Genomic DNA, 23163 nt, shown 5'->3' on the forward strand with positions numbered 1-23163 from the left:
GGATGGGCATCCTAACTCCGCACCTTCGCCAGCCGGCACCGGCAGGCGCTGACAACGAAGATGAAGAATATTATCCGTACGGTCAAGATAGTCGCCGTAGGAACGCTCCTCTCCTTAGCAGCAGTGGCGTCAGCCCAGCAGCCACCGGAGGTCCAGATTGAAACGCTGGTCGCTGCCGAGGGCGCGGCGGCGGGAACGACCCTGCGTGTCGCCGTCCGGGCCTACTTAGCACCCGGCTTTCACGTAAATTCGAACAAGCCCCTTGAGGATTTTCTTATTCCCACCGCGCTAATACTCTCGCCTCCCGATGGGATTGCCGTGGCAGAGATTACGTATCCCGAAGCTGGCCTACTTGAGCAGCAGGGCGCAGAAATACCACTAGCTGTCTTTGAAGAGCGCTTCGCTATAGGCGTTCTTCTCACACTGGCCAATGACCTGCCGGTCGGGACCTACACGGTGCCAGGCACACTCCGCTACCAAGCATGTGACGAAACGATGTGTTACATGCCAACGACGGCGGCCTTCGAGTGGAACTTACAGATCTGGCCTGAGGTTACGGCCAGCGGGGCACAGGACTCGGATGTCCTCGACGGCATCATGTTCGGTGGTGAGAATGCTGTTGTGCCGGACAGCGGCAGTGACGTCTTCGACGTACCCGCGTGGGACACACCGAGCGTTTTCGAAACCGACGACGTTGTCACCATGCTTCATGATTTCGAGATTCTCGGCACGACAGGCGGCTACCTCGACTCAGAGGACTTTCTGAGCTTCGTCAGCGCCGCTGAAGCGGGAGAAGCTCGCTTGGGCTGGTTTGAAGGGCGCGGGCCGTTAACCATCCTAGTGCTTATTCTCCTTGGCGGGCTCGCGCTCAATTTAACACCCTGTGTACTACCAATGATTCCGATTAATATCGCCATCATTGGAGCCGGGGCTCGAGCCGGCTCGCGTGTTCGTGGCCTGTTGCTTGGCTCCACATACGGTGCGGCTATGGCTGTCGTGTACGGGGCGCTCGGGCTAATCGTCATCCTCACCGCAGGCACTTTCGGCACAATCAACGCATCACCCTGGTTCAATATCAGTATCGCGCTGATTTTCGTAGTACTAGCGCTCGCTATGTTTGATGTAATAACTATCGATTTTTCCAGCCTTCAATCCAAATTATGGATTGGTAACAACCCAAATGGGTCTTTCCTGACCGCGTTCGGCATGGGTTCGGTGGCTGCCTTGCTAGCCGGCGCCTGTGTGGCTCCGGTTGTCATTCAGGTCATCCTGTTCTCAAGTGATTTGTACGCCTCGGGTATGAACGTAGCGCTGTTGCTTCCGTTTTGCCTTGGTGTTGGCATGGCTCTGCCGTGGCCGATCGCCGGAGCCGGTCTTTCGTTCCTGCCCAAACCAGGCATGTGGACCGTCCATGTCAAGCAGGCCTTTGGCATCTTTATCTTGGCAACCGCTGCCTACTACGGATACGTCGCCTATGGAATTTTCGAAAATCGTTTGGTCGACGCGCGGCAAGTGACGAGCAGTGTCGAAGAAAAGCTCGGAGAAGGTTGGTATGGGTCAATGCAAGCAGGACTCGAAGCAGCTCACGCTGAGAATAAGTTTGTGCTTGTTGACCTGTGGGCCACCTGGTGCAAGAACTGTCTCACAATGGACCAAACCACGCTAAAGGACCCCGACGTCACAGCGGAGTTGGATGCCTACGTAAAGATCAAATTCCAAGCCGAGGACCCAAGCAGTTCGCCCGCCAAAGAGGTCATGGATCGCTTTAAGAGTATCGGCCTACCGACCTACGTCATTCTTCGCCCAACCAACCCCGACGGGATAGCGGCTTCCGCCACACAGTAGACGCCCGGGGATCCGGTGCGCGGTGGATAGACCACACTTTGTAGTACACCCATTTCAAATACCAAGTTCGTCGCTACATCTCCAAATTCCAGATTTCAAATGTAGCCGCCCACCTTACCGGAAGCCTTCACCAGATTCGGCTTCCTTATTCTTATTAGTCCAGTATCTGCAACATCTGCACAGATTTCGTGGTAATTAGCACATTGTCGTGTCAAAAATTACAAATCGTCTCTATTTCCTTGCGTGATCTACAATATTTCGAGTACATTCTATCCTTTTGGAGTTTCCGCTTAGAACCTCTTCTAGGGCGCGTGGAGAGACTAGTTCCACGCCGGACAAACCAGTGGAAGGAGCGTCCAGTGAGCACCACGGATACCGCCGGTCACAGCGTCAACAAAGCCAGCATTCAGAAAAAAGTCAAACGCGAGAACGTAAAGTTCGTGCGTCTACAATTCACCGACATCCTCGGTGCAATTAAGAACGTGGAGGTGCCTGACAGCCAGTTCGATGACGCGCTTGACGGAAAAATCATGTTTGACGGCTCATCGATCGAGGGATTTGTGCGGATTGAAGAGTCCGACATGTACCTGAAACCTGACCTGAAAACGTTTCAAGTCATTCCGTGGGAGAGTTCATCCGGCGACAAGGTCGGTCGCCTTATTTGTGACATCTACAAACCTAACAGCAAAACAAGAACACCCGAGCCGTTCGACGGCTGTCCGAGAACAGCGTTACGACGCGTTGTGGAAATGGCTGCAAAGCTCGGGTTTGAAATGAAGGCAGGACCCGAACCAGAGTTTTTTCTGTTTCAAACTCTTAACGGTAATCCAACAACCGAAACCCATGATACAGGCGGGTATTTTGACCTCACGCCTGTCGACTTGGGCGAAGACGTACGCCGGCAGATCGTCCTCATGCTTGAGAAAATGGGGTTTCACGTGGAAGCGGCGCACCACGAGGTTGCAGCCGGCCAGCATGAGGTTGATTTCAGATACGACGATGTCATGGCGACAGCCGATAGCATTAGCACCTTCAGGTTTGTGGTAAAGAACGTAGCGGTGCAAAACGGTCTTCACGCCACGTTTATGCCAAAACCAATTCAAGGCATTAATGGTTCAGGAATGCACTGCCACCAATCGATGTTTAAGAATGGTAAGAACGCTTTTTACGACAAGAAAGCGGAGTGGAACTTAAGCAAGACGTGTCTGCATTACATTGGGGGCCTTTTGCAGCATGCCAAAGGGTTCTGTGCGATTACGAATCCGCTCGTCAATTCCTACAAGCGGTTGGTGCCTGGCTACGAAGCACCGACGAACCTCGCGTGGTCAGAGAAAAATCGAAGCCCGCTCATCCGCGTGCCAGCTTCGCGTGGAAATGGAACCCGCGTTGAACTCCGCATGCCGGATCCGGCGTGCAATCCGTACCTCGCCCTGGCAGTGATGTTCCGAGCGGGACTTGATGGAATCGAGAATAAGATTGATCCACCTGCGCCCGTCGATAAGAACATCTACGAGATGAGCCACCGCGAACGTCGAAAGGCAAAGATCGACGAACTGCCTGGTGATTTGAGCCGGGCTCTGGACGCGCTGGAAAAGGACTCGTTGATGCAAAATACGCTCGGCGATCACATTTTCAAGAAGTTTATCGAAGCAAAGCGATCAGAATGGCACGATTACACTACGCAGGTCACGCCCTGGGAAACACAACGATATTTGACTTCATACTGAGCGACCACCGGGTGTCGTTTTTCTAGCGTTTCACCGGTAATCTAAGACGTTGAGTATCCTCTAGCTGCTGGCTAGCGTGGGCCGAGGCCCCGAATGGGGGCCGGAAGGTCACTCGGCCGTGAATGGTCAATTCGGCTTATACTTAGGTGTTTTTTGAAACTTCGGTTGGCGGGCACTTCTTGAATCTTCATCGATATAAGAATTGAATGGAACCTCTATCACTACCACTCGACTACACGGCCATTGAACGAATTCTCCCACATCGGTATCCCTTCCTGTTGGTCGATCGCATCATCGAATTTGAAGAGGACACACGCATCGTTGGCATCAAGAACGTTTCGCTCAACGAACGTTACCTAGCACACACCCAAGGCGAGGAACCAGTGCTCCCACCAACGATCCTCACCGAGGCAGTGGCCCAAGTTGGCGCCATTTTGATCCTGGCCAAGCCTGAGAATCGGGAAAAGTTGATCTATTTCATGGGTATTGAGCGTGTGCGGTATTACAGGCCAGTTTACCCCGGGGATGTCGTGCGGATCGAAGCATCGGTTGTTCGGCTCCGCAGTCGCGTCGGCCAACTAAGCGGCACCGCTAAGGTAAATGATGAGACTGTGCTCGAAGGATCGATGACTTTTGCCCTTGGCCCTCTGGCCAATTAGAGTTAGTTTGTCACTCTGAGCCACCTCGTGATTCTAGATTTCTGAAGGTAACTTGTAGGCAGGGCGCTTGTGCGCATCTGTGAATCGTCGTGAACTAAACTCCTTTGACCCGCGATGCGGAAAAGATTTTTTCGTCAGCGGGTTAACTTAAGACGGTTTGACGCCCGGAGTCTTATTTCAGGAAATCGAACGTGCCTCGGCCCAGCCAGGCGCCTCCATCAACCGTAATCGTTTCACCAACAACATAGCTGGCACGAGACGAGCAAAGAAACGCCACAACCTCAGCGATCTCCTGGGGCTGTGCCCATCGTCTGAGTGGAACCATTTGGGTGATCCGGTCGACAGCATCCGGGGTAGACCAGAGTTGCCGCGCTGCCCCAGGCGACTCAACCGGGCCAGGTGCCACAGCATTGACACGAATACCGTGGTGGGCCCACTCCACACCTAAGGTTTGGGTCATTGACTGGACACCCGCCTTGGCAGCGGCTGAGTGTATCGTCCCAACGCTTCCAGTCCAGATGTAGTTTGCCAGCACTGACACTATTGCGCCCGCGGAGCCACGCTCGATTAAATGCCGCCCAACGGCGCGGGCACAGTAAAAGCTACCGTTCAGAACGATTCCAACAACTGCGTTCCAGCCATTGGGGGAGAGTTCTTCAGCCCTGCAAATAAAATTTCCGGCAGCGTTGTTAACAAGAATGTCGACACGACCGAATTCGGCCACCGCACGCTCCACCAAGGCATCGACCTGCTCCGGGTCCCGAACGTCGGTTGGTACTGTCAGGACCGGCACTCCATCATCTTGAAGCGCTCGCGCTCCAGCAGCCAAATGATCCGTGTCTCGGCTAGCTATGACGACCGCGGCGCCGTCCACGCCTAAGCGACGAGCAATTGCCAAGCCAATCCCCGTACCACCACCCGTTACAATAGCGACCTTGTCAGCGAGGATACGGTCCGAGGGCATGCTCGGGGAGTCTAGCACGCTAGTTCTACAAGAAACCCGCCGAGTGGCTTGAATCCGAACGGTGATAGAATGGCTGGCATGTCTTCCAATCGATCGCGCAAAGTGGTGTGGTGGCGACGGACTAAGTTGACGCTCGGCCTGATGGCCGCTGGGGTTGCGATGGTGGCGTGGTGGATTTCACCGTCACCCGGAACGCCAGCCAACTCAGTGGTTTCCCCGACCGACGCGCCGGTCACTAGCGCTGGCTTCCCACCAATGCAAACCTCATCCCGAGACCTGACGTCGCAGCGTGGACCAGTAATGAGGCTGCCATCGTCAAATCTTCCGCCTCTCCCAAGGCTTCAGTTCCCACCTCCGAGGCCAATGGAAGTTATTCGAGCCGTTTATACCTTCGCGGCGAACCATCCTGAGGTGCTCTCGTACGTTCCATGCTATTGCGGCTGTGAAAATTTCGGCCACGGCGATAACCACGATTGCTTTGTCGCAGATCGCAATGCTGAAGGGAAAGTGGCATGGGAAGCCCACGGCATGGGTTGAGCCATCTGTATCGATGTCGCGCGTGACGCGATGACCATGCATGAAGCCGGCAGTTCCCTTACGAACATTCGTGAGACCATTGAGCGGAACTACAGTCCGCATTTCATGACCCAGACCCCGACACCGCCCGTTCCCTAGCCCTTACTGGTCGCTGTGGCGCGCCGAGCTTCAACAGCTAAGCGTAGTGTTCGACGCCACTCGGGTTCCGAGCCGCCCGTGTCACGGACACGCTCCCCCAAGTCTGTTCGGAAATCTGCTCGGAAGAGTGACCATAGCCCATCTGCGCCCGCCTCTTTTAGTCGACTCTTTGAAGTTCTGCCCCAAGGCTTTTATTGCGGCACGATCACCGGAAACACTACGAAAACGCTGGCTACCAATCCGCACCTCAAACTAATGTTCGGCTACCCGACCGAAACGTCCTCCACTAAAGTGAAACCGTTTGATGCCGACCGGGTCGTTGACACCGAAGCGTTCAAGATATTTCTTGAGCGGCTAGAGCGCGATGGCGCTGTCATTAACTATTTGCTGTCACTGCGACGGGCTGACCGAACGCCCATGTGGGTCGAAGTTACGGCTCACGCCGAACCAAAGCAGGGCAAGACACTACTCATGCATGCACATATGCGTGACGTCAGCGACAAGAAGAAGTCGGACGAGCAGGAACGAGAGCGTTCACAACAAGTGCACAAAGAGGAAATTAAGGCTTACGCTCGGCGAGTAATGTCTGGGGTCGCTCACGAGGTAAATAACCCGCTAGCAACGATCCTGACTTGGTCAGAGCGACTGGCTGAACAGTCGGTTGATGATGTGGTCCAACGCGGCCTGAGCACAATTCATTCGGAATCTCAGCGCGCTGCGGGAATTATTCGAAAACTTTCGAATTTCAGTGACAACCGACAGGCAACACAAGCAATGGTTGATGTCAACCAGGTTATCAGAGAGACAATGTCACTTCGCACCTATCAACAGCGTGTCTCCAACATTGTAGTCATCGATGCACTAGCCACCGGTCTGCCTCAGGTGTGGTTTGACGCTGGCCAACTCAAGCAGGTGTTGCTCAACCTAGTGATAAATGCCGAGCATGTATTAGAGGAGCGTGGCCGGGGCACGCTCGTGATGCGGACTTGGTACAACGCCGGCGAAGAATGCGTGGTGCTGGAACTGAGCGATGACGGTCCCGGGGTGCCTGACGAGATTCAGGCTAGCATCTTTGATGCGTTCGTCACGACAAAGGATGTGGGAAAAGGCACCGGCCTCGGCCTCACAATGGCTCAAGCGATTATGCAGGATCACGGTGGCCGGATTACGTTGACTTCAGCCCCCAACGAAGGAGCAACATTCCGCTTGGAATTCCCGGAATTCTCTGCCTCAACGGTGAAGGCCCATCAGACTGAAATACCATCGACTAAAAGAGGGACAAACCTTGGTGGTGGTGCAGCAGTTCTTCTCGTAGAGGACGACCCGGCCCTAGCAACAGTGGTGGCTGAGGCGCTTACCGACAGGGGTTACCGCGTCGACCGCGCGGGAGACGGCAAAGACGCTCTGTCCCGAATAGCCGAACATACCTATGACCTCGTAATTTGTGACCTGAAAATGCCACGTCTGGACGGCGCAGCATTCTTCCGAGCAGCCGTTACAACCACGCCAAATCTCAAGAACCGTTTGGTTTTTACAACTGGGGACGTGGTCGGAGAAAACACTGAACAGTTTCTTAATGAAGTCAGCTGCCCCTGTCTTCGCAAGCCATTCCGCCTCACCGAACTGTTCAAGGTGGCCCAAGAAGTACTATCCTGAGCGAAGACCGGCGGTCACCGAGCCACGGCAGTGGGCGGTGAAGTGGCAGCTGCCCGCGGCCGGTGTACGACCAACTGATTAGCCTTCGGGCTGCGTCGCTTCGGATAGGGCAGCACTACACCCCGTGGGGCATTACGAGAGGCCCGAGTTGCCCGCTTGGGCATATTGTGGGCGAGTACAGCGCCAAGCGCGTTGGCAGCTACAGCGTCGGATTCGAATTCCTGAGCAAGAGCCTTACGTAATTTATTAATCGCTCGCGTGTGAAGCTGCGAGACCCGAGATTCGTTCACGCCGATCTCAGTCCCGATCCGTTTCATCGTTACCTCGCCGTAGTAATACAGTCCGATTACCTTCCGCTCACGTGGCGGGAGGGATTTAATGGCCGCACGTACCCGACTCTTGACCTCACCCTGTTCCACGGCTTTGTCCGGCGACAGCGGTTTCGAAGGCACCATCACCGCCGGCAAGCTAGCTTCATCGATATCCTCGGATGTCGCCAAGGGTGACGTGGATTCGATGGTGTTGATTCGCACGATTGTCTGCCCAAGGCGGGCTTCGTCAGAACCGACGCGAGCGGCCAAGTCAGCTAAGGAGGGCTCGCCGCCCAGTTCCCGTCGGAGGGCCTCGCGTGCGGACTCAAGTTCACGTCGCACGCGGCGGATCCCGCGAGGCCACGCATCGCGGCGCAGTGCGTCGATCATCGCTCCCCGTACTCGGCGTTCAGCGAACGTCTCGAACTTGATACCTCGGCTCGCATCGAACCGTTGGGCGGCATCAATGAGTCCAATCATTCCGTCCTGCACCAAGTCTCCAACATCAATCGAGTGCGGCATCGACGCTGCAACACGGCGGGCCAGTGCCTGGACGAACGGCACGCCATCCTCGACGCGATTCTGCTGCTCCGTAGTAGCAATATGCTGCGACATCTCAAATCTCCCCCAAGCCACGGCGTCGAGTAGCGGCAGTCGAAAGTGTGCTGCTCACACTTCGGCGTATGCAGTGGCAGTGCTTTATGTCGCAACAGTGGTACCAACAGGGGGAATGTGTAGTGAATATTCAAGATATATCTGTAAAGTGAACAAAAATAGGCTCTTATAGTTTTTTATGACTGTGAAAGAAGGAGAAATTATGTAGAGATCCTGCGAATAATCGTCATTAAAATGACAAAGAGAAAAAATATCGTCAATTAAATGACAACTGTGGAGAGAAATCTCTTTTGAAAGAAGCCTCTTAAGAGGCCAGGAACGCGATCTTATTCGGGAGTCTTCAGCTTAGAGCGTATCGCTCTTGCCGTAGTTAGAGCCTTAAATACGCTCTCCTGGATCTGCACCGCGCGTGATCGGATCTTCCCGTCCGTAGCCTTATTCACTTCAATAAGCTCAGCATTGGCCAGAATAATTCCGAGCTGATTATTCAGGTCGTGAAACAGTCGGCGGAAATCGGTCGGCTCGTCCACACTCATCCCTTTTCGATGTGGGCTGAAGCACTGCCGCCGGTCACTGAGCGTATTCCTCAGGCCTCTTTTCGGTCGGCCTGCGCCCAGACTGGGCCCTTCGATGCACCAGCCGGCTCCCGCCAGAGCGTGTCAGTGAAAATACGAATCGAACCGCCAGCCGTTCGGACGTACTCGACCTTGCCACTGGAAATCCAGTTGTAGATCGTCCGGCGGCTAACGCCCACCAGTTCGCACGCCTTCATAATCGAAATGGCTTTTCGGTCAATAATCATGGTCTTACTCGCTGGCGTGCGGAGTAGCCCAACACACTGAGCGGGGACTCCGCCTCGCCTACCAATCCATCTAGCTCACTCCCACTCCTTAGGGTCTATCGGCTTTGCGACCATCGGCCTGTAGGTGAACATTTGAGCTGTCTTGACCAAGGAGCCACCGAGTGTCAAAATACTGTCACCTCTCTAAATGACTGAAAAAGAAACACATTTACTCATCGTTGAAGATGAAGAGGCGCTCCGTGAAGCATATGCCGAGGGCCTCTCAGACCGTGGCTACACGGTGACGCAGGTCGAAACTGGTGAGCAGGCGCTGGTGAAACTTCGTGAGTTTGCGTTCGACGTCGTTGTTACAGACCTGAAGCTGCCAGGCGCGGCGGATGGCACTCAGGTGGTCAAGGCAGCTGTTGAGCGGTATCCCAAGATTCTCGTCATCGTCATGACTGCGCATGAGGCTGCGTTCCCTGAGGTTAAGAAAGCAGTCGAGACAATGCCGAACGGCAAGGGCACCTTCCTCACTAAACCATTTCTATTCGAGCACTTGGTGCATGTTCTCTCAAAGGAACTCGCAACCCAAAACGAGATTGATGACTTACGTAGACAAGTCAATGAGCGTTACCAATTCGGCAACCTCGTCGGGTGCAGCCGAGTTATGCGTAATCTGGTTGACCTCTTAAAGACCGTCGCACCAACCAACAGCACCGTGTTGATCACCGGTGAGACCGGTACCGGTAAAGAGCTCGCGGCACGCGCCATCCATCAAAACAGCCCGCGCCACGCGCATCGGTTTGTCGCGATCAATTGTGGCGCTATTCCTGAAACTCTTCTTGAGGCAGAACTATTTGGCCACGTGCGGGGTGCGTTCACTGGTGCCATAGAGTCTCGGCCGGGCCGGATTGAGCAGGCACAAAAGGGCACCCTGTTCCTCGATGAGATCAGCACGATGAGTACCGCGCTTCAGGGTAAGCTCCTTCGCGTACTGCAGGAGCGCGAACTGGAACGGATCGGTGACACTCGGCAGATTAAGATCGACGTTCGGGTTGTCGCAGCAACAAATTCCGACCTAACCCAACGTGTGGCTGATGGGGACTTTCGCGAGGACCTGTTCTATCGACTAAATGTCATTCCGGTTACCCTCCCACCACTCCGGGACCGGCGGGAGGATGTCCCGTTACTGACAGAGCATTTTCTCCAACGAATCGGGCGTGAACTAGTGCCTCCCCGTCCGCAGGTCAAGCCCACACAGGAGGCAAGACAGCAGCTAAGCGCTTATCACTGGCCGGGAAACGTCAGGCAACTCGAGAACGTCATCGAGCGAGCACTCACCCTAAACCAAGGTCGCTCCCAGATTGAGATCGGCGATCTGCCGCAAGAAATCCAGGCGGCTCCTAATTCGTTGGAAAACTTCCAGGTTACAGTTCCCGACGAAGGCCTTGATTTCAGTCTCTCTATCCATGACATCGAGCGTCAAATCATCCGCCAAGCGCTCGAAAAATCTGGCGGCAATAAACGCCGCGCGGCTGACCTGCTCAAGCTCAAGCGCACGACCCTCATTGAGAAGATGAAGCGGCTGTACACCTGAGGAAATCTATATGCCGCCGCGCTACGCCTACTGGACGATTGTGCTGGATACCGGCAGTCGAACATCATTTCGATCAGCGACACGAAATGAGCTGGTCACAACCTTGCGCCAAATGAGAAGAAAAGACCCGAAAGCCGAACTCAAATGGTTCGCGCAGGGCCGCCTATGGGAATCGCCGACCGAGGCGCAAGCGGCACGGGTGCGGCGTTCCACGAAGTTCACCAAATTGGCCCGCAACCCTAAAGAGGTTATGAAGAGAAAAGGTGGACCAAGCCGCCCTGGGCGGACCAACGGAAAGCACTCCCGGAATCGGTAAACGACGTAAGCTTAAATTCAATTACTGCCGGGACCAAAACACTGTCAGACGGCTGTGCATCGATCTATCGGCTGAAGAAAAAAGTGTGAATCGTTCGGCGAAGACCAGCAATCGACTCAATCGCGTTGATTTCCTTTCTGAGATGGGAACCATTCTCACACCCTTTTGTATACCAAGCGCCGAGCGCCCGAAGTTTGTTAATCACCCACCGGTCACGACCGCGGACCGTCGCAGTTTCGCCAGTTGATGGCAGCCTGTGACGGAATCCTTCCGCTTCACCAACACCCTCACCGAGCAGTAGGTCCAGGTAGTCCAGTAGGAAATGACCCCTTTTTTCAAATGTGACCTGACGGGGTGCATTGCCGGCGGAGAGGTCTGCTGCTTGTGAAAAAATCCATGGATTCCGGAGGGCGCCGCGCCCAACAAGAACGCCGCTCACAGCGCTCTCATTAAGCCTTTCAAGAAGCTGGGCTGGCTCAACACAATCTCCACTACCGAAAACTGGGATGTCAACTGAACGCGCGACGTCGCTGATGAGGCCCCAGTCAGACCGACCGGAGTAGGACTGCTTCGCTGTTCGCCCGTGAACCGTGATAGCTGCCGCACCTACGCCTTCGACCCTCCGGGCCAATTCCTGTGCGTTGAGTTCCTCTTCATTCCAACCACTCCGCATCTTAACCGTCACCGGTATCCTTACAGCCTTCGCCATCGTTTCGACAATGGTCGCTGCGTGCTTCGGATCACGCATGAGGCTGCAACCTGCGTTGTGTTTCGCGATTTTTGGGACCGGACAGCCCATATTCACATCTACGATGTCCGCACCTAATGACTCCAAGATCTGCGCTGAAGCCGCCATCTTAGCTGGATCACCGCCAAACACCTGAATCGATACCGGACGTTCTTCTTCTGTGTACTCAGCGAATTCGAGCGTGCGGTCAATACCGCGTACGAGTCCTTCGGAACTGACCATCTCCGTCACAACGAGGCCACATCCACGCTGCCGCTTTACCAAGCGTCGGAACGCTGTGTCAGTCATCCCCGCCATCGGTGCCAATCCAAACGGCAGCGTTAACGTCACTTCGCCGATTTGTACCTGCGCCATTTGTTCCATCGCGTCAGTATGGCCGGACATCAGCAGCATCTACAACGACACTGACAGCCTGTTTAATCAGGTCCACAGAAAGTATCAACCTAGCTTGAGCACTCTTACGCAATAGACGTCCAATGATCCCCATAAGAGGTCCATGGATCACTTCGACCATCATTCCTTCGTGAATGAGTGGACAGGGATCGTATTGCATGTCGCTTTCTACGAGCTGCCGGATAATCGCGATTTCCTGGTTCGGGATCGGGGCAGGTACTCCGTCGAACGAAACAATATTCACGACTCCCGAACACTTCAGCACAGTGACTCGTGCAGAAGTATCGAACTTAGCAAAACAATAGCCGGGAAATAACGGCCAAGCCAACTTCTTCTTCCGGTCCTTCCAACGACTCCACCGAGTATATGTTGGTAGAAATACGTCAATGTTCTTCTGCTGAAGCTGCTCACGTACAGATTGCTCGTGTCGAGACCGTGTCCACACTGCATACCAGGCTGGCTCTAAAGAACGTGAGTCCTCAACGGAACCACGTGCCGCAAGCGCGGTTGGTGAGTTACCCATTGACAGCAAATGGCTAGACACAGCGGGCGGGGGTCGCCGACTCAGTGACCTGTGGTGGCGGCCGCCCGGATAGCGGCTATACGCGCTTCGTACACTTCACGGAGGCCATCGCTCTTCCACTCAATAATCGCGTTGGCATAAAGTTCTTCCATGAACCCATTGAACGCAACCTGGCGGCGCTCATTGAAGACCCTGTTGGCGATATCGCCACGTACATCCTCAAACGATTGAAACGAGACCGGTGTGGCTGATTCGAGTTTAAACATCTGGTAGCCAATCGCCGTCCGTATCGGATCAGTCACGTCACCGGGCGCCAAATCCTTTAGCAACTCCATTACAGCCGGTGCGAGTTCATCGTCGTTTAGTGGGCCAATCAGACCACCATTCGCCTTTGACGGCGCGTCTGAAACCCTGGCCACTACATCCGAGAATGGCTCACCAGCAACTACACTGGCAAGGGCATCGTTAGCCTTCCCTTCAAGAGCCGCCTCGGCTACGTTGGTTGGAGTGCCGTCAGGGACCGCGATCAGAATCTCCCGTAGCGTGATCTGTCCTGGTATACGAAACTCATCTGGGTTCGCGTTGTAGTACTCGCGCGCCTCAGTATCCGTCATCGCGACCTTGTCAGTAACTTCGATCCGCTGGACATTCGAAACAATGAATTGCCGCTCCATCGCACGCCTGAGGTCTGACGCTGTCATACCTTCTGCAGCCAAAACTTCGTCCCACTGCTCGTCACTTTCGATATTGTTCTGTGTTTTGACATTCTCAACAATGTCAGCGAATCTTTCGTCATCCATCTCCATACCGAGTTCACGCCCGTGCTGCACGATCAGTAGCTCATCAATTGCATCAACAATGAGCTGCGGTATTGCTTGATCCAGTAAATCGTTAAGTTCGGCGTCGGTCGTGTTCTCGTCTAGATTGCCTTGCTCACGCTGTCGCCGCAGCAGTTGAACCTGACGTTCCTCCAGTTCGGTCTTAGTAATAATCGCGCCGTTAACCTTGACGAGAACCTGTTCTAAAACAATGTTCTGCTCCGCCGGTGCACCTTCCAAAACCACGACAGCTGCCGCTACGGCCCATATGACCAAGCCACGTGTACCGCTACACTTTCTCATAAGCGCCTCAAAAGAAATGTGTTAGACACAACCATCTTAGCTGATTTCGGTTGTTGATCCCAATTCAGCCAGCACGCCGGTGACGCGAGAAAAAATGCTGCTTGGGGAAAGCGCGTCCTCAGCAGAACTGTCCCTCCGGCTGGGTCGTAGCGAGGCGTTACCGGCCCTCTCCCGGCCTGCCCACCAAGGTGCAGAAGTGGTCAGTTGCGCATCACTAGAATCAGCAGCGGCGCACAAATCAATTTTCAGGAGGCCAGGTGGAACCAACGTCACATCTGAGTGCTCCTCTACCATCTCCAAAACTCGACCAGAATCCACGACCATCTGAGGTCGGAATTTCACGACGACTGTATTGTGATCACGTTCGATCGACTCAACGCCCAACGCATCGGCACGGACCCGGAGCCGACCATAGTCAGCAAGAGTCAAAATGGAAGCGGGTAGAAGGCCGTAACGATCATGCAACTCGGATAGAATCTGCGCCAAATCATCTTCGCTCTTTGCGCCTGCCACGCGGCGGTAGACTGTCAATCGTTGCGTCATATCTGGTATGTAGTTCTGATCGATTCGCAGGTCAATCTTCAAGTTAACGGCTGCCCGCCTCTCGTCCAAAATCTCTTCGCCTTTCAATCGACTCACCGTCTCTTCCAGCAACTTGATGTACATCTCAAACCCGATCGCTTCAATGTGCCCGCTCTGTTCACCACCGAGCAGGTTGCCAGCTCCCCTAATCTCCAAATCCAGCGCGGCGACCCTAAACCCGCTACCAAGATCGCTGAACTCTCGAATCGCGGCCAAGCGTTTACGTGCGACAGCCGACAGTGCGTCGGCATGGGGTAAAAGCAAGTAGGCGTAAGCTCGGCGGTCTGACCGACCGACCCGGCCTCGCAACTGGTAGAGTTGTGCCAAACCAAAGTGATCGGCCTGATTAATGATTAAAGTGTTGACGTTTGGTAGGTCTAGACCATTTTCGATGATCGTGGTTGTTACAAGTACATCGCATTTGCGATCAATAAAACTCACCATGCATCGTTCAAGAACGTCCTCACTCATTTGGCCGTGCGCAACAGCCACCTTGACATTCGGCACGAGTCGCGTCACTAGTTCAGCGATCGAGTAGATCGATTCAATGCGGTTGTGCACGAAATAGACCTGTCCACCGCGCTCGACCTCGTGACGGATCGCCTGTGCGATCAAAGTGCGGTCGAATCTGGCGACATTGGTCTGAATCGCCAATCGATTCTTTGGGGGAGTTTCAATCAGCGACATGTCGCGAATACCGATGAGGGACATGTTGAGCGTCCTAGGAATTGGTGTTGCCGTCAGTGTTAGGACATCGACTCTCCGGCGTAATTGTTTGAGTCGTTCCTTATGAGCTACGCCAAAGCGTTGCTCCTCATCAACAATAAGCAATCCTAAGTCGCGAAACGTCACATCCCTCGAGAGCAAGCGATGGGTGCCGACAACTATGTCAGCCCTCCCATTTGCTGCGTGGCTAATAACTGTCTTTTGTTCTTGCCGAGTTCTGAATCGGCTCAGTAACTCAATCGTGACGGGAAACGCTGCAAACCGTTCTGTGAGCGTCCTGACATGCTGGAAAGCTAAGACGGTTGTGGGCGCCAGCAACGCGACCTGCTTCCCCTCCATGACTGCTTTGAATGCGGCGCGGACAGCGACTTCCGTCTTTCCGTACCCAACATCACCGCAAAGCAGACGGTCCATAGGGGTCGGAGCCTCCATGTCGCGTTTGATGTCGGCTACGGCTGTGGCTTGATCAGCAGTTAGTTCATATCGGAAGGCGTCCTCGAATTCACGCTGCCAATGCGAATCTTCGCTGAAGGCGTGGCCCGGTATGGTTTTGCGCGCGGCGTAAAGCTTCAGAAGCTCCTCCGCCATGTCACGCATCGCCTTCTTGACTCGTGTCTTCGCACGTTCCCAAGTTGTTCCCCCTAGCCGATCAAGCGACGGTCGGCTTCCACCGGTGTACTTCTGGATCAAATCGAGTTGCTCCACCGGCACGAATAGCTTCGTGGCCTCCGCATATTGGAGTTCCATAAATTCCTGCACTGCGCCGCCAACTTCAAGCTGGCGGAGACCAACGAATACACCAACACCGTGTTCCACGTGCACGACATAATCGTCGACCTTAAGGTCACGAAAATCGGTGAGGAACACCTGCGGGAGGGGGCGCCGGCGATCGGACGTTTGTCTAGGCTCCTCGAACACGTCGGCTTCGGCATAGACCTGGAATCCGGCATCAGCCAACCTAAATCCACGCGATAGCTGGCCTACAGTTACTATTACGGCCGATCTACTCGGCGGCTGATGGGCGCCGGCAATTACCGCTGAAAGCCCGTGGTCGGTCAGTAGTTCAACAGCACGGTTCAAGGTGCCACCGGTTATTGCAACGAATAACACCTGTTCGCCCTGTGCGTGCGCACGTTGGACATCCGTTATCCAGTCCGCAAGGCGGCCTCGGTACTCGATCACTGGTTGACAGGCAATGTGCACAGAATCACCCACGGATGTCTTGTAATCGAGGGCATTGAGGTAAACCGCGGTTCGTAGCCGTTGTGCAATATCGTCGGGGTTAGCCACGAACTGTTCCAGCGCTCTCGGTGCCTCACCGCGTGTTTTTGCATCCTCAAATGCGGTGGTTAATCGCTGATATGCCGTCGTCAACTGCGTATTGACTTCTTCTGGCTCGGAAGTAAGCAGGCGATATTCATGTGTTGGCAAATACTCGAACACCGAGACAGCCGGAGGCTCCTCCTCTAATGTTTCTGGATTGTTGTCGTTATCAAAGCGTTCTCGAATTGGCGTTATCGCAACCCGACTGACCCCTCCTATTGAGCGCTGTGTCGCTTCGTCATAGCGCCTTATCGACTCGATCATGTCTCCGATAAACTCGACACGCACAGGATGGTCGTCTGTGGCAGGAAAAAGGTCGACTATGCCGCCTCTGACACAAAACTCACCGTGGCCATCAACAGGGTCTTGGCGAACAAAACCTCCACGAAGAAGGCGATCGCCGAGTAACGTTGGCGACGTCTCGTCCCCCGGAGCAAGGTGAATCGACGCATCCAGCATTACCGCTGGAGCACTCACACGAGGGAGAAGCGCTTCAACTGAGGCCACGACAACCCGAGCCTTGCCTCGCACCAAGGCGGAGAGAGCAGCTGCCCGTGCCGAGGTGACCTCGAGGTGCGGCACTAATCCGCGATATGGATCGACCTCCAGCGATGGAAACGGAAGAATTGCAAGTTCGGCCTCGGGGGCCGAACACCCCTCCAGTGACGCGAAGAAGAACCTAGTGTCAGATGTCATCGGGTCAACATCGGCATCGGTCGGTACGACAAGGAGGCTCACTGTTTGACGTCGTGTGGTGGCCGCCGTGAACAGGGCACAAGCCGAACTCGTCAACCCAGTAATGGCAGTAGCGTTAATCTTGGTATCAAGCTGCTCGAGTGCGGTCTTGAGCATCGCCCGCACCGAAAGCGATTGGGGGGTCGAGGGAATCACGATCAAACCAGCGGAGAAGATGAACCCCCGATGTTAGCACGCGGGAGCCAAGAAAACCGCAACGGGTGTCGCGGTCTTCCATCTGGCACTGAGGACTAAAAGTGGAGTTCCGAATGCAAGGAACAGATGCGCTTCACGATTGCCGTCGTAGAGTGACCCTGCTCAATGTCGACACGCACAACCCGTCCACCCCGAGACTCAACTGTTTCACGTCCGACAATCTGGTCGGCCATCCAGTCAGCACCTTTCACAAGCACATCGGGCTGCAACTGCGCAATGAGTTTCTCAGGCGTTGGCTCCTCAAAGATAACCACCGCGTCAACGGAGGCTAGTGCCTCCAGCACTTCCGCACGCTCGGTTGCTGGAACAATGGGCCTTCCTAGTCCCTTGATCGACCGCGCGGATGTGTCACCGTTAAGCCCAACGATCAGAAGGTCGCCTTCTGCGGCTGCCTTCCTGAGATAGCGCACATGCCCAGGGTGGACCAAGTCAAAAACGCCATTCGTGAAAGCAATGGATCCGCCTGCTGCACGTGTTTGGTTAACTAGGTCGATCGCTTCGTCGTACATCATCGTCACCATAGAGGTCTTATCTAGTCGAGATATCCTGTGAAACGAATGTTGTCTGGAAACTTCCAACGATGGCGCGGGCGGAAGATTCCTATGTCATTAGTACGCGATTTAACGCGAAAGGTATGCAATAGGCGGTGATAGTCATACGGATATCCGTCACGCTTGTGCACCGCGACGTCAAGTTTGTAGGTACCTGCGACCAGGTCTAGGCTGTCAATGGTAAAAACAATTTCTCCCTCACCGTCCATACGTTCGGAGGTCAACTTCTCAAGAGCCGTGTTGGTACCGTAACAGCACACACCCTCAGCATTAAATAAACTGATCCCGAATACGAAGTCGCCTACGGGCTTTGCAGCCCGGACACGCAACCGGATGGACATCCGTGCACCGCAGGGAAAAACGTGCGAGGGTTGGTCATCATCACCCACCATCGAGACTTCCACGATTTCAACCTCGCGTGACCCCCAGCGGCCCTCGGTGGCCTGGAACATGTCGGGTGGATGGTCATCGGTGGGCGGTCCGGCCGTTCTCGCCTGCTCCCTCGTCTTCGCATCGGCAGAGGCTATCTGCCGCTCTTCCGCCTTCTCCACGTCAACTAAATACGCATCGACAACTCGAGTTGGATCGCCGGTCGCGCGGATCCGCCCGTCGTCTAACCACACAGCCTCGTCGCAAAGTCGCTCCACTAGATCCAGAGAGTGAGTTACCAGTAGGACGGTCTTACCTCGCCGACGAAACTCGGCAAATTTATCAAGACACTTATGGGTGAAACTCTGATCGCCGACCGCCAGTACTTCATCAATCAGTAACACGTCCGGGTCGACATGGATTGCCACAGCGAATCCGAGTCGCATATACATGCCTGACGAGTAGGTTTTCACTGGTGCGTCAATAAAATCTTCTAGCTCGGCGAACTCTACAATCTCGTCGAACTTCCTGGTGACCTCCCGTTTTGACAGGCCTAGCATGATGCCGTTAATGAAGATATTCTCCCGCCCACTGATCTCAGGATGGAAGCCAGCTCCGAGTTCAATCAGCGCTGAAATGCGCCCGTCGACTCTGACCGTGCCCAACGTCGGCTTGGCGATACCAGCGACCAATTTCAACAAGGTGCTCTTTCCCGATCCGTTCGAACCGATCACCCCCACCGTCCGCCCTTTCTCTACAGTAAGCGACACGTCCTGAAGGGCGGAAAATGTTTCGTGAGGCCGAAGGTCAGAGATCAGGCTACCCGACAACAGAGCGCTCTTCAGCGTGGCGAATTGCCGGCGACGGCTAAATCGACGGTAGACCTTAGACACTCCTTCGACGGCGATTACGTTCGTCAACTCCACCCTCTCATACTTCTTCGGCAAACGAGTCGCGTAGCCTGTCGAACAGAAAATATCCCAGGAGAAACAATACGATTGACACGCCACCCAGGGCTAACAGCCACTTCCAATGCCCAAACGGCCCGTCGTAGAACAAGATCTCCTGATAGGAGATGACCAAGTGGGTGAACGGGTTCAGGTCCAGTAGGACCTTGCCACTCGGCGGAGCTAATGACATCGGATAGATAATAGGCGTGGCGAAAAACCAGAAGGTCATCAGGTTTCCTAAGATATCTCTTAGGTCACGAAAGTGGACCGTTAGCGACGCCACAATCAGCGCTAAGCCAAGTGTAAAGAAAAGCTGTACGAGCACGACAACCGGCAACCAGAGTAATTCCAATGGACGGACTGGCACCGCGAAGTACACCAGTGCAGCAGCAATTATCGGTAGCCCTAGCAAGAAATGGATCATGTTCGCGAGAACAGTAACAACCGGCAGCACTTCGGCAGGAAACAGCACCTTCTTGATCAAATTGCCGCCTGCGATCAGCACATTCGACGCCTCTAGGACAGATGACGAAAACCATGTCCAAGGCAGAAGACCGCAAAACATGAACAACGCGTAGGGCTCAATGTCGATCGGACGGATGCCCGGGAGAACGACGCTGAAGACAAACCAATAGACCAACAGAAGCAGAAGGGGGTTGATAAAGGACCAAAAAAACCCAAGAACCGATCCACGGTAGCGCGCCTTGAGTTCACGGGCCACCAGGCTTTGAATGAGGCTTCGGTGGCGGAGTAAGCGAACCAGGTTATGCAGCATCGACCTGAAGCACTAGCGTAGTGATGTTGTCGGGTCCGCCCCCAGCATTAGCTGCCTCGACCAACGATTTACAGATATCAGAAAGGGGACCGTCCTGCTCCAATAGTTCATGTAGATGTCTGGGCCTAAATAATAGTCGACTTCGAATCAAGACCGAAGGCTAGCTGCGGACCTGGGCGCGTGCAGCGACCTGTATTCGAACGAGCGACCGGTGCAGCGAGACGCGCGCTCGCTCAACATCAATATCCAAGGACCGCTCAGCCAGCCGCTTCTCAGCACGCTGCTTGGCCAACCGTGAACGCTCAACGTCGATCTCCTCAGCGCGCTCAGCTACCTTTGCAAGCACTGTGACACGGTCGGACTGGACCTCGACGAACCCTGAGAGGATCGAAATAAATGATCGTTCTTGATTCGTACGAAACCAGAGTTGCCCAACATCCATCATCGTCGCTAGGAGCGGAGTGTGCCCGGGTAAAACATCAAAATACCCTTCCGCGCCAGGAATGTGCACCTCGTCAACCAACTGGCTGACCAGCGACCTGTCTGGGGTGACAACCTCGAGTGTGAGTTGTGATGGTAATACCATGGGATCCCTACACGACGCGCCCTGCCTCAGGCACTTTTCATCTTTTCAGCTTTCTCGATTGCCTCGGCAACGGTTCCCACGAGATAGAACGCCTGCTCCGGCAGGTCATCATGTTCCCCCTCAACAATCGCCTTAAAGTCACGGACAGTATCAGCAATCGGCACGTACTTACCGGGCAGACCTGTGAATTGCTCAGCCACGAAGAACGGCTGGGATAGGAACCTTTGTACCTTCCGCGCACGTGACACTGTCAGCTTGTCATCCTCCGACAACTCGTCAATCCCTAGGATGGCGATGATGTCCTGTAGGTCCTTGTAGCGCTGCAGGACCTGCTTCACCTGACGGGCAACTTCATAATGTTCCTCGCCAATAATCCGCGCATCCAGAATGCGTGAAGTCGAGGCTAGCGGATCAACGGCCGGGTAAATACCAAGTTCGGCAATTGATCGTGAGAGGTTTGTCGTCGCATCAAGGTGAGCAAAGGTCGTCGCAGGGGCCGGGTCGGTGTAGTCGTCGGCCGGTACATAAATAGCTTGTACTGAAGTAATCGAGCCTTTTTTCGTCGAGGTAATCCGCTCCTGGAGTTCACCCATCTCAGTCAAAAGAGTTGGCTGATAGCCCACCGCCGACGGCATGCGGCCCAACAACGCTGAGACCTCCGACCCTGCTTGGGTGAACCGGAAAATGTTATCAATGAAGAGGAGGACGTCCTTGTTTTCCTCATCTCGGAAGTACTCCGCCACAGTCAGCGCACTCAGGCCAACCCGGAGCCGCGCGCCCGGGGGTTCGGTCATCTGACCGTATACTAAGGCGGCTCGTGACTTGTCAGGCTCGTCGATGTTGATAACACCACTTTCCTGCATCTCAAGCCATAGGTCGTTACCCTCACGCGTTCGTTCGCCAACTCCGCCAAACACCGAAACGCCGCCGTGCTTCAGCGCAATATTATGGATAAGCTCCATAATGATGACGGTTTTGCCAACACCGGCACCGCCGAACAGCCCGATCTTGCCGCCACGCAAGTACGGCTCCAACAAGTCAATGACCTTGATCCCGGTCTCAAACATCTCAAGTTCGGTTGATTGATCCTCAAGAGTTGGGGCCGGTCGGTGAATCGGCCAACGTTCGTTCGCCTCAACAGGCCTGTCAGGAAAGTCAACAGGCTCACCAAGTACATTTAGCACCCGGCCAAGGGTCTTCGGCCCAACAGGCACGGAGATTGGTTCACCAAGGTCGACCACCTGCATGCCCCGTTGCATTCCATCAGTCGGCTTCATGGCCACAGCACGTACTCGGTTTTCACCAAGGTGCTGCTCAACTTCAGCAATGACGTCAATCTCGGCGCCAGCGCCATCTTTTTCGTGAGATTGGACCCGGATCGCGTTGTAAATCGCCGGCAGGTGCCCACCCTCAAACTCAACATCAATAACAGGTCCAATAATCTGGACCACTTTGCCGGTTTTCTGTTCCACCGTCACTACATTCGCCATGTGTCTTGATCCCTCTACAGCGCCTCGGCTCCCGACACAACCTCGATTATCTCGCGCGTGATGGCCGCCTGACGTACTTTGTTCATATAGATTGTCAACTGTTCGATAAGCTCACCAGAATTCTTCGTCGCCGCATCCATGGCGGTCATGCGAGCTGCGTGCTCGGCCGCTGCCGATTCCAGGAGCGCCCGGAAAATCTGTATCTCTACATGGTGGGGAATCAGCGTGCTGAAAATCTCTCGTGCCGCCGGTTCGTAGAGGTAGTCGATGAGCAACTCGGTCTTCGCCGTATCATCATGGTCCGTTGGAGCGACCGGTTCGGTGGTCATGTCATCGGGCACAAGCCGTCCGATGGGCAGTAAACGTTCGACGACGACACGCTGCTGTAACACTGACTTAAACTCGTTATAAACGAGATACACCGTGTCAACCTTCTCGTTCATGTACTCGTCGATCGCGGTCTCGGCAATCGCCTGTGAGTCTTTAGATGACAGTTTGGCGAAAAGGTTTACGAGTTCATACCTGACGTCGAAACCACGACGATTGAAAAAGTCTCGGCCCTTTCGGCCCACCAGCCCAAGTGCCACTTCCCGATCCGGGTCCTCTACCGCGAACCTCTCGGCGGTCTTGATGATGTTGGTATTGAAACTACCGCAGAGTCCTTTGTCAGCCGTGATTACAAATATCAGGGTTCGACCCGCTGTAACAGCGTGTTCCCTTAAAAGGGGGTGCGCCGATGGCTCAACACGTGTTGCCATGTCGTTAAGCACGCGAAGCATATGGTGCGCAAACGGGCGGGCACCCAGAATCTGTTCCTGCGCCCGGCGAAGTTTCGACGCCGCAACCATTTTCATGGCCTTGGTGATCTGCTGTGTTGACTTGACGGCACGAACACGGCGGCGGACGTCGAGAAGGGAAGGCATCGA

At 54.6% G+C, this 23163-nt stretch carries 20 protein-coding genes; 6 read left to right on the plus strand and 14 right to left on the minus strand.

From position 1 onward, the window contains the following. Window positions 1-60: 60 nt before the first annotated feature. The 3 genes from QGH09_01360 to fabZ all read left to right on the plus strand — a co-directional run bounded on the left by QGH09_01360 (window position 61) and on the right by fabZ (window position 4231). A complete protein-coding gene (locus QGH09_01360) occupies window positions 61-1845 on the plus strand; it encodes a cytochrome c biogenesis protein CcdA (GenBank protein ID HJO16834.1) in 1785 nt (594 codons plus the stop codon). 359 nt (window positions 1846-2204) lie between these two features. Beyond that, window positions 2205-3572, plus strand: coding sequence for a type I glutamate--ammonia ligase (glnA, locus tag QGH09_01365; GenBank protein ID HJO16835.1), 1368 nt, complete (start codon window positions 2205-2207; stop codon window positions 3570-3572). A gap of 206 nt (window positions 3573-3778) precedes the next feature. Further along, window positions 3779-4231: a 3-hydroxyacyl-ACP dehydratase FabZ gene (gene fabZ / locus QGH09_01370; GenBank protein HJO16836.1), complete on the plus strand. Its 453-nt coding sequence runs from the start codon at window positions 3779-3781 to the stop codon at window positions 4229-4231. Between the two features lie 172 nt (window positions 4232-4403). Here the strand turns inward: fabZ and QGH09_01375 are convergent, their stop codons facing one another. After that, on the minus strand, window positions 4404-5195 hold the full coding sequence (locus tag QGH09_01375) for an SDR family oxidoreductase (protein ID HJO16837.1): 792 nt from the start codon (window positions 5193-5195) through the stop codon (window positions 4404-4406). 363 nt (window positions 5196-5558) lie between these two features. Here QGH09_01375 and QGH09_01380 point away from each other — a divergent pair, with 363 nt between their 5' ends. Together QGH09_01380 and QGH09_01385 are read left to right on the plus strand one after the other, a co-directional pair. Beyond that, window positions 5559-5870, plus strand: a complete 312-nt coding sequence (locus QGH09_01380; protein HJO16838.1) for a PCYCGC motif-containing (lipo)protein — start codon at window positions 5559-5561, stop codon at window positions 5868-5870. Between the two features lie 291 nt (window positions 5871-6161). Then, the gene (locus QGH09_01385) at window positions 6162-7526 is read left to right on the plus strand and encodes an ATP-binding protein (GenBank protein ID HJO16839.1); all 1365 of its coding nucleotides are present in this window, start codon (window positions 6162-6164) and stop codon (window positions 7524-7526) included. A gap of 14 nt (window positions 7527-7540) precedes the next feature. Here QGH09_01385 and QGH09_01390 read toward each other — a convergent pair whose 3' ends face one another. From QGH09_01390 to QGH09_01400, 3 genes are all read right to left on the minus strand, one after another. Beyond that, on the minus strand, window positions 7541-8452 hold the full coding sequence (locus QGH09_01390; GenBank protein HJO16840.1) for a FliA/WhiG family RNA polymerase sigma factor: 912 nt from the start codon (window positions 8450-8452) through the stop codon (window positions 7541-7543). 326 nt (window positions 8453-8778) lie between these two features. Then, the gene (locus QGH09_01395; GenBank protein ID HJO16841.1) at window positions 8779-8988 is read right to left on the minus strand and encodes a hypothetical protein; all 210 of its coding nucleotides are present in this window, start codon (window positions 8986-8988) and stop codon (window positions 8779-8781) included. A gap of 50 nt (window positions 8989-9038) precedes the next feature. Further along, entirely contained in the window at window positions 9039-9254 is a 216-nt protein-coding gene (locus tag QGH09_01400; protein ID HJO16842.1) for a helix-turn-helix domain-containing protein, read from the minus strand. 187 nt (window positions 9255-9441) lie between these two features. Here QGH09_01400 and QGH09_01405 point away from each other — a divergent pair, with 187 nt between their 5' ends. Continuing rightward, window positions 9442-10833 (plus strand): sigma-54 dependent transcriptional regulator, encoded by a 1392-nt coding sequence (locus tag QGH09_01405; GenBank protein ID HJO16843.1) that lies wholly within the window; start codon window positions 9442-9444, stop codon window positions 10831-10833. A gap of 380 nt (window positions 10834-11213) precedes the next feature. Here QGH09_01405 and dusB read toward each other — a convergent pair whose 3' ends face one another. From dusB to atpG, 10 genes are all read right to left on the minus strand, one after another. Then, window positions 11214-12281 (minus strand): tRNA dihydrouridine synthase DusB, encoded by a 1068-nt coding sequence (gene dusB, locus QGH09_01410; protein HJO16844.1) that lies wholly within the window; start codon window positions 12279-12281, stop codon window positions 11214-11216. Next, the gene (locus QGH09_01415) at window positions 12265-12813 is read right to left on the minus strand and encodes a UpxY family transcription antiterminator (protein HJO16845.1); all 549 of its coding nucleotides are present in this window, start codon (window positions 12811-12813) and stop codon (window positions 12265-12267) included. The genes dusB and QGH09_01415 overlap by 17 nt, the downstream gene beginning before the upstream one ends. Window positions 12814-12854: 41 nt before the next feature. Continuing rightward, a complete protein-coding gene (locus QGH09_01420; protein HJO16846.1) occupies window positions 12855-13934 on the minus strand; it encodes a peptidyl-prolyl cis-trans isomerase in 1080 nt (359 codons plus the stop codon). Between the two features lie 36 nt (window positions 13935-13970). After that, window positions 13971-17417 carry a transcription-repair coupling factor gene (mfd, locus tag QGH09_01425; protein HJO16847.1) on the minus strand — a complete coding sequence of 1149 codons (3447 nt, stop codon included), beginning with the start codon at window positions 17415-17417 and terminating at the stop codon, window positions 13971-13973. A 134-nt stretch (window positions 17418-17551) separates the two neighbouring features. Beyond that, window positions 17552-18037, minus strand: coding sequence for a D-glycero-beta-D-manno-heptose 1-phosphate adenylyltransferase (rfaE2, locus tag QGH09_01430; GenBank protein HJO16848.1), 486 nt, complete (start codon window positions 18035-18037; stop codon window positions 17552-17554). Between the two features lie 11 nt (window positions 18038-18048). Beyond that, entirely contained in the window at window positions 18049-19356 is a 1308-nt protein-coding gene (locus QGH09_01435) for an ABC transporter ATP-binding protein (GenBank protein ID HJO16849.1), read from the minus strand. 10 nt (window positions 19357-19366) lie between these two features. Then, window positions 19367-20161, minus strand: coding sequence for an ABC transporter permease (locus QGH09_01440; GenBank protein ID HJO16850.1), 795 nt, complete (start codon window positions 20159-20161; stop codon window positions 19367-19369). A gap of 160 nt (window positions 20162-20321) precedes the next feature. Continuing rightward, window positions 20322-20747, minus strand: coding sequence for a F0F1 ATP synthase subunit epsilon (locus QGH09_01445; GenBank protein ID HJO16851.1), 426 nt, complete (start codon window positions 20745-20747; stop codon window positions 20322-20324). Window positions 20748-20773: 26 nt separating this feature from the next. After that, window positions 20774-22237: a F0F1 ATP synthase subunit beta gene (atpD, locus tag QGH09_01450; GenBank protein HJO16852.1), complete on the minus strand. Its 1464-nt coding sequence runs from the start codon at window positions 22235-22237 to the stop codon at window positions 20774-20776. Window positions 22238-22251: 14 nt separating this feature from the next. Further along, on the minus strand, window positions 22252-23160 hold the full coding sequence (gene atpG, locus QGH09_01455) for an ATP synthase F1 subunit gamma (protein HJO16853.1): 909 nt from the start codon (window positions 23158-23160) through the stop codon (window positions 22252-22254). Between the last annotated feature and the right edge of the window lie 3 nt (window positions 23161-23163).

The organism is Vicinamibacterales bacterium, from assembly GCA_036012125.1.
In the GTDB taxonomy this organism is placed as follows: Bacteria; Acidobacteriota; Vicinamibacteria; order Vicinamibacterales; family UBA823; genus UBA11600.

Bases quoted from the DNA above. Each gene is read 5' to 3' on its own strand.
- QGH09_01360 (HJO16834.1), top strand. From the start codon at position 61: ATGAAGAATATTATCCGTACGGTCAAGATAGTCGCCGTAGGAACGCTC.
- fabZ (HJO16836.1), top strand. From the start codon at position 3,779: ATGGAACCTCTATCACTACCACTCGACTACACGGCCATTGAACGAATT.
- QGH09_01375 (HJO16837.1), bottom strand. From the start codon at position 5,195: ATGCCCTCGGACCGTATCCTCGCTGACAAGGTCGCTATTGTAACGGGT.
- QGH09_01390 (HJO16840.1), bottom strand. From the start codon at position 8,452: ATGTCGCAGCATATTGCTACTACGGAGCAGCAGAATCGCGTCGAGGAT.
- QGH09_01395 (HJO16841.1), bottom strand. From the start codon at position 8,988: ATGAGTGTGGACGAGCCGACCGATTTCCGCCGACTGTTTCACGACCTG.
- QGH09_01400 (HJO16842.1), bottom strand. From the start codon at position 9,254: ATGATTATTGACCGAAAAGCCATTTCGATTATGAAGGCGTGCGAACTG.
- QGH09_01405 (HJO16843.1), top strand. From the start codon at position 9,442: ATGACTGAAAAAGAAACACATTTACTCATCGTTGAAGATGAAGAGGCG.
- dusB (HJO16844.1), bottom strand. From the start codon at position 12,281: ATGTCCGGCCATACTGACGCGATGGAACAAATGGCGCAGGTACAAATC.
- QGH09_01415 (HJO16845.1), bottom strand. From the start codon at position 12,813: ATGGGTAACTCACCAACCGCGCTTGCGGCACGTGGTTCCGTTGAGGAC.
- QGH09_01420 (HJO16846.1), bottom strand. From the start codon at position 13,934: ATGAGAAAGTGTAGCGGTACACGTGGCTTGGTCATATGGGCCGTAGCG.
- mfd (HJO16847.1), bottom strand. From the start codon at position 17,417: ATGCTCAAGACCGCACTCGAGCAGCTTGATACCAAGATTAACGCTACT.
- rfaE2 (HJO16848.1), bottom strand. From the start codon at position 18,037: ATGGTGACGATGATGTACGACGAAGCGATCGACCTAGTTAACCAAACA.
- QGH09_01440 (HJO16850.1), bottom strand. From the start codon at position 20,161: ATGCTGCATAACCTGGTTCGCTTACTCCGCCACCGAAGCCTCATTCAA.
- QGH09_01445 (HJO16851.1), bottom strand. From the start codon at position 20,747: ATGGTATTACCATCACAACTCACACTCGAGGTTGTCACCCCAGACAGG.
- atpD (HJO16852.1), bottom strand. From the start codon at position 22,237: ATGGCGAATGTAGTGACGGTGGAACAGAAAACCGGCAAAGTGGTCCAG.
- atpG (HJO16853.1), bottom strand. From the start codon at position 23,160: ATGCCTTCCCTTCTCGACGTCCGCCGCCGTGTTCGTGCCGTCAAGTCA.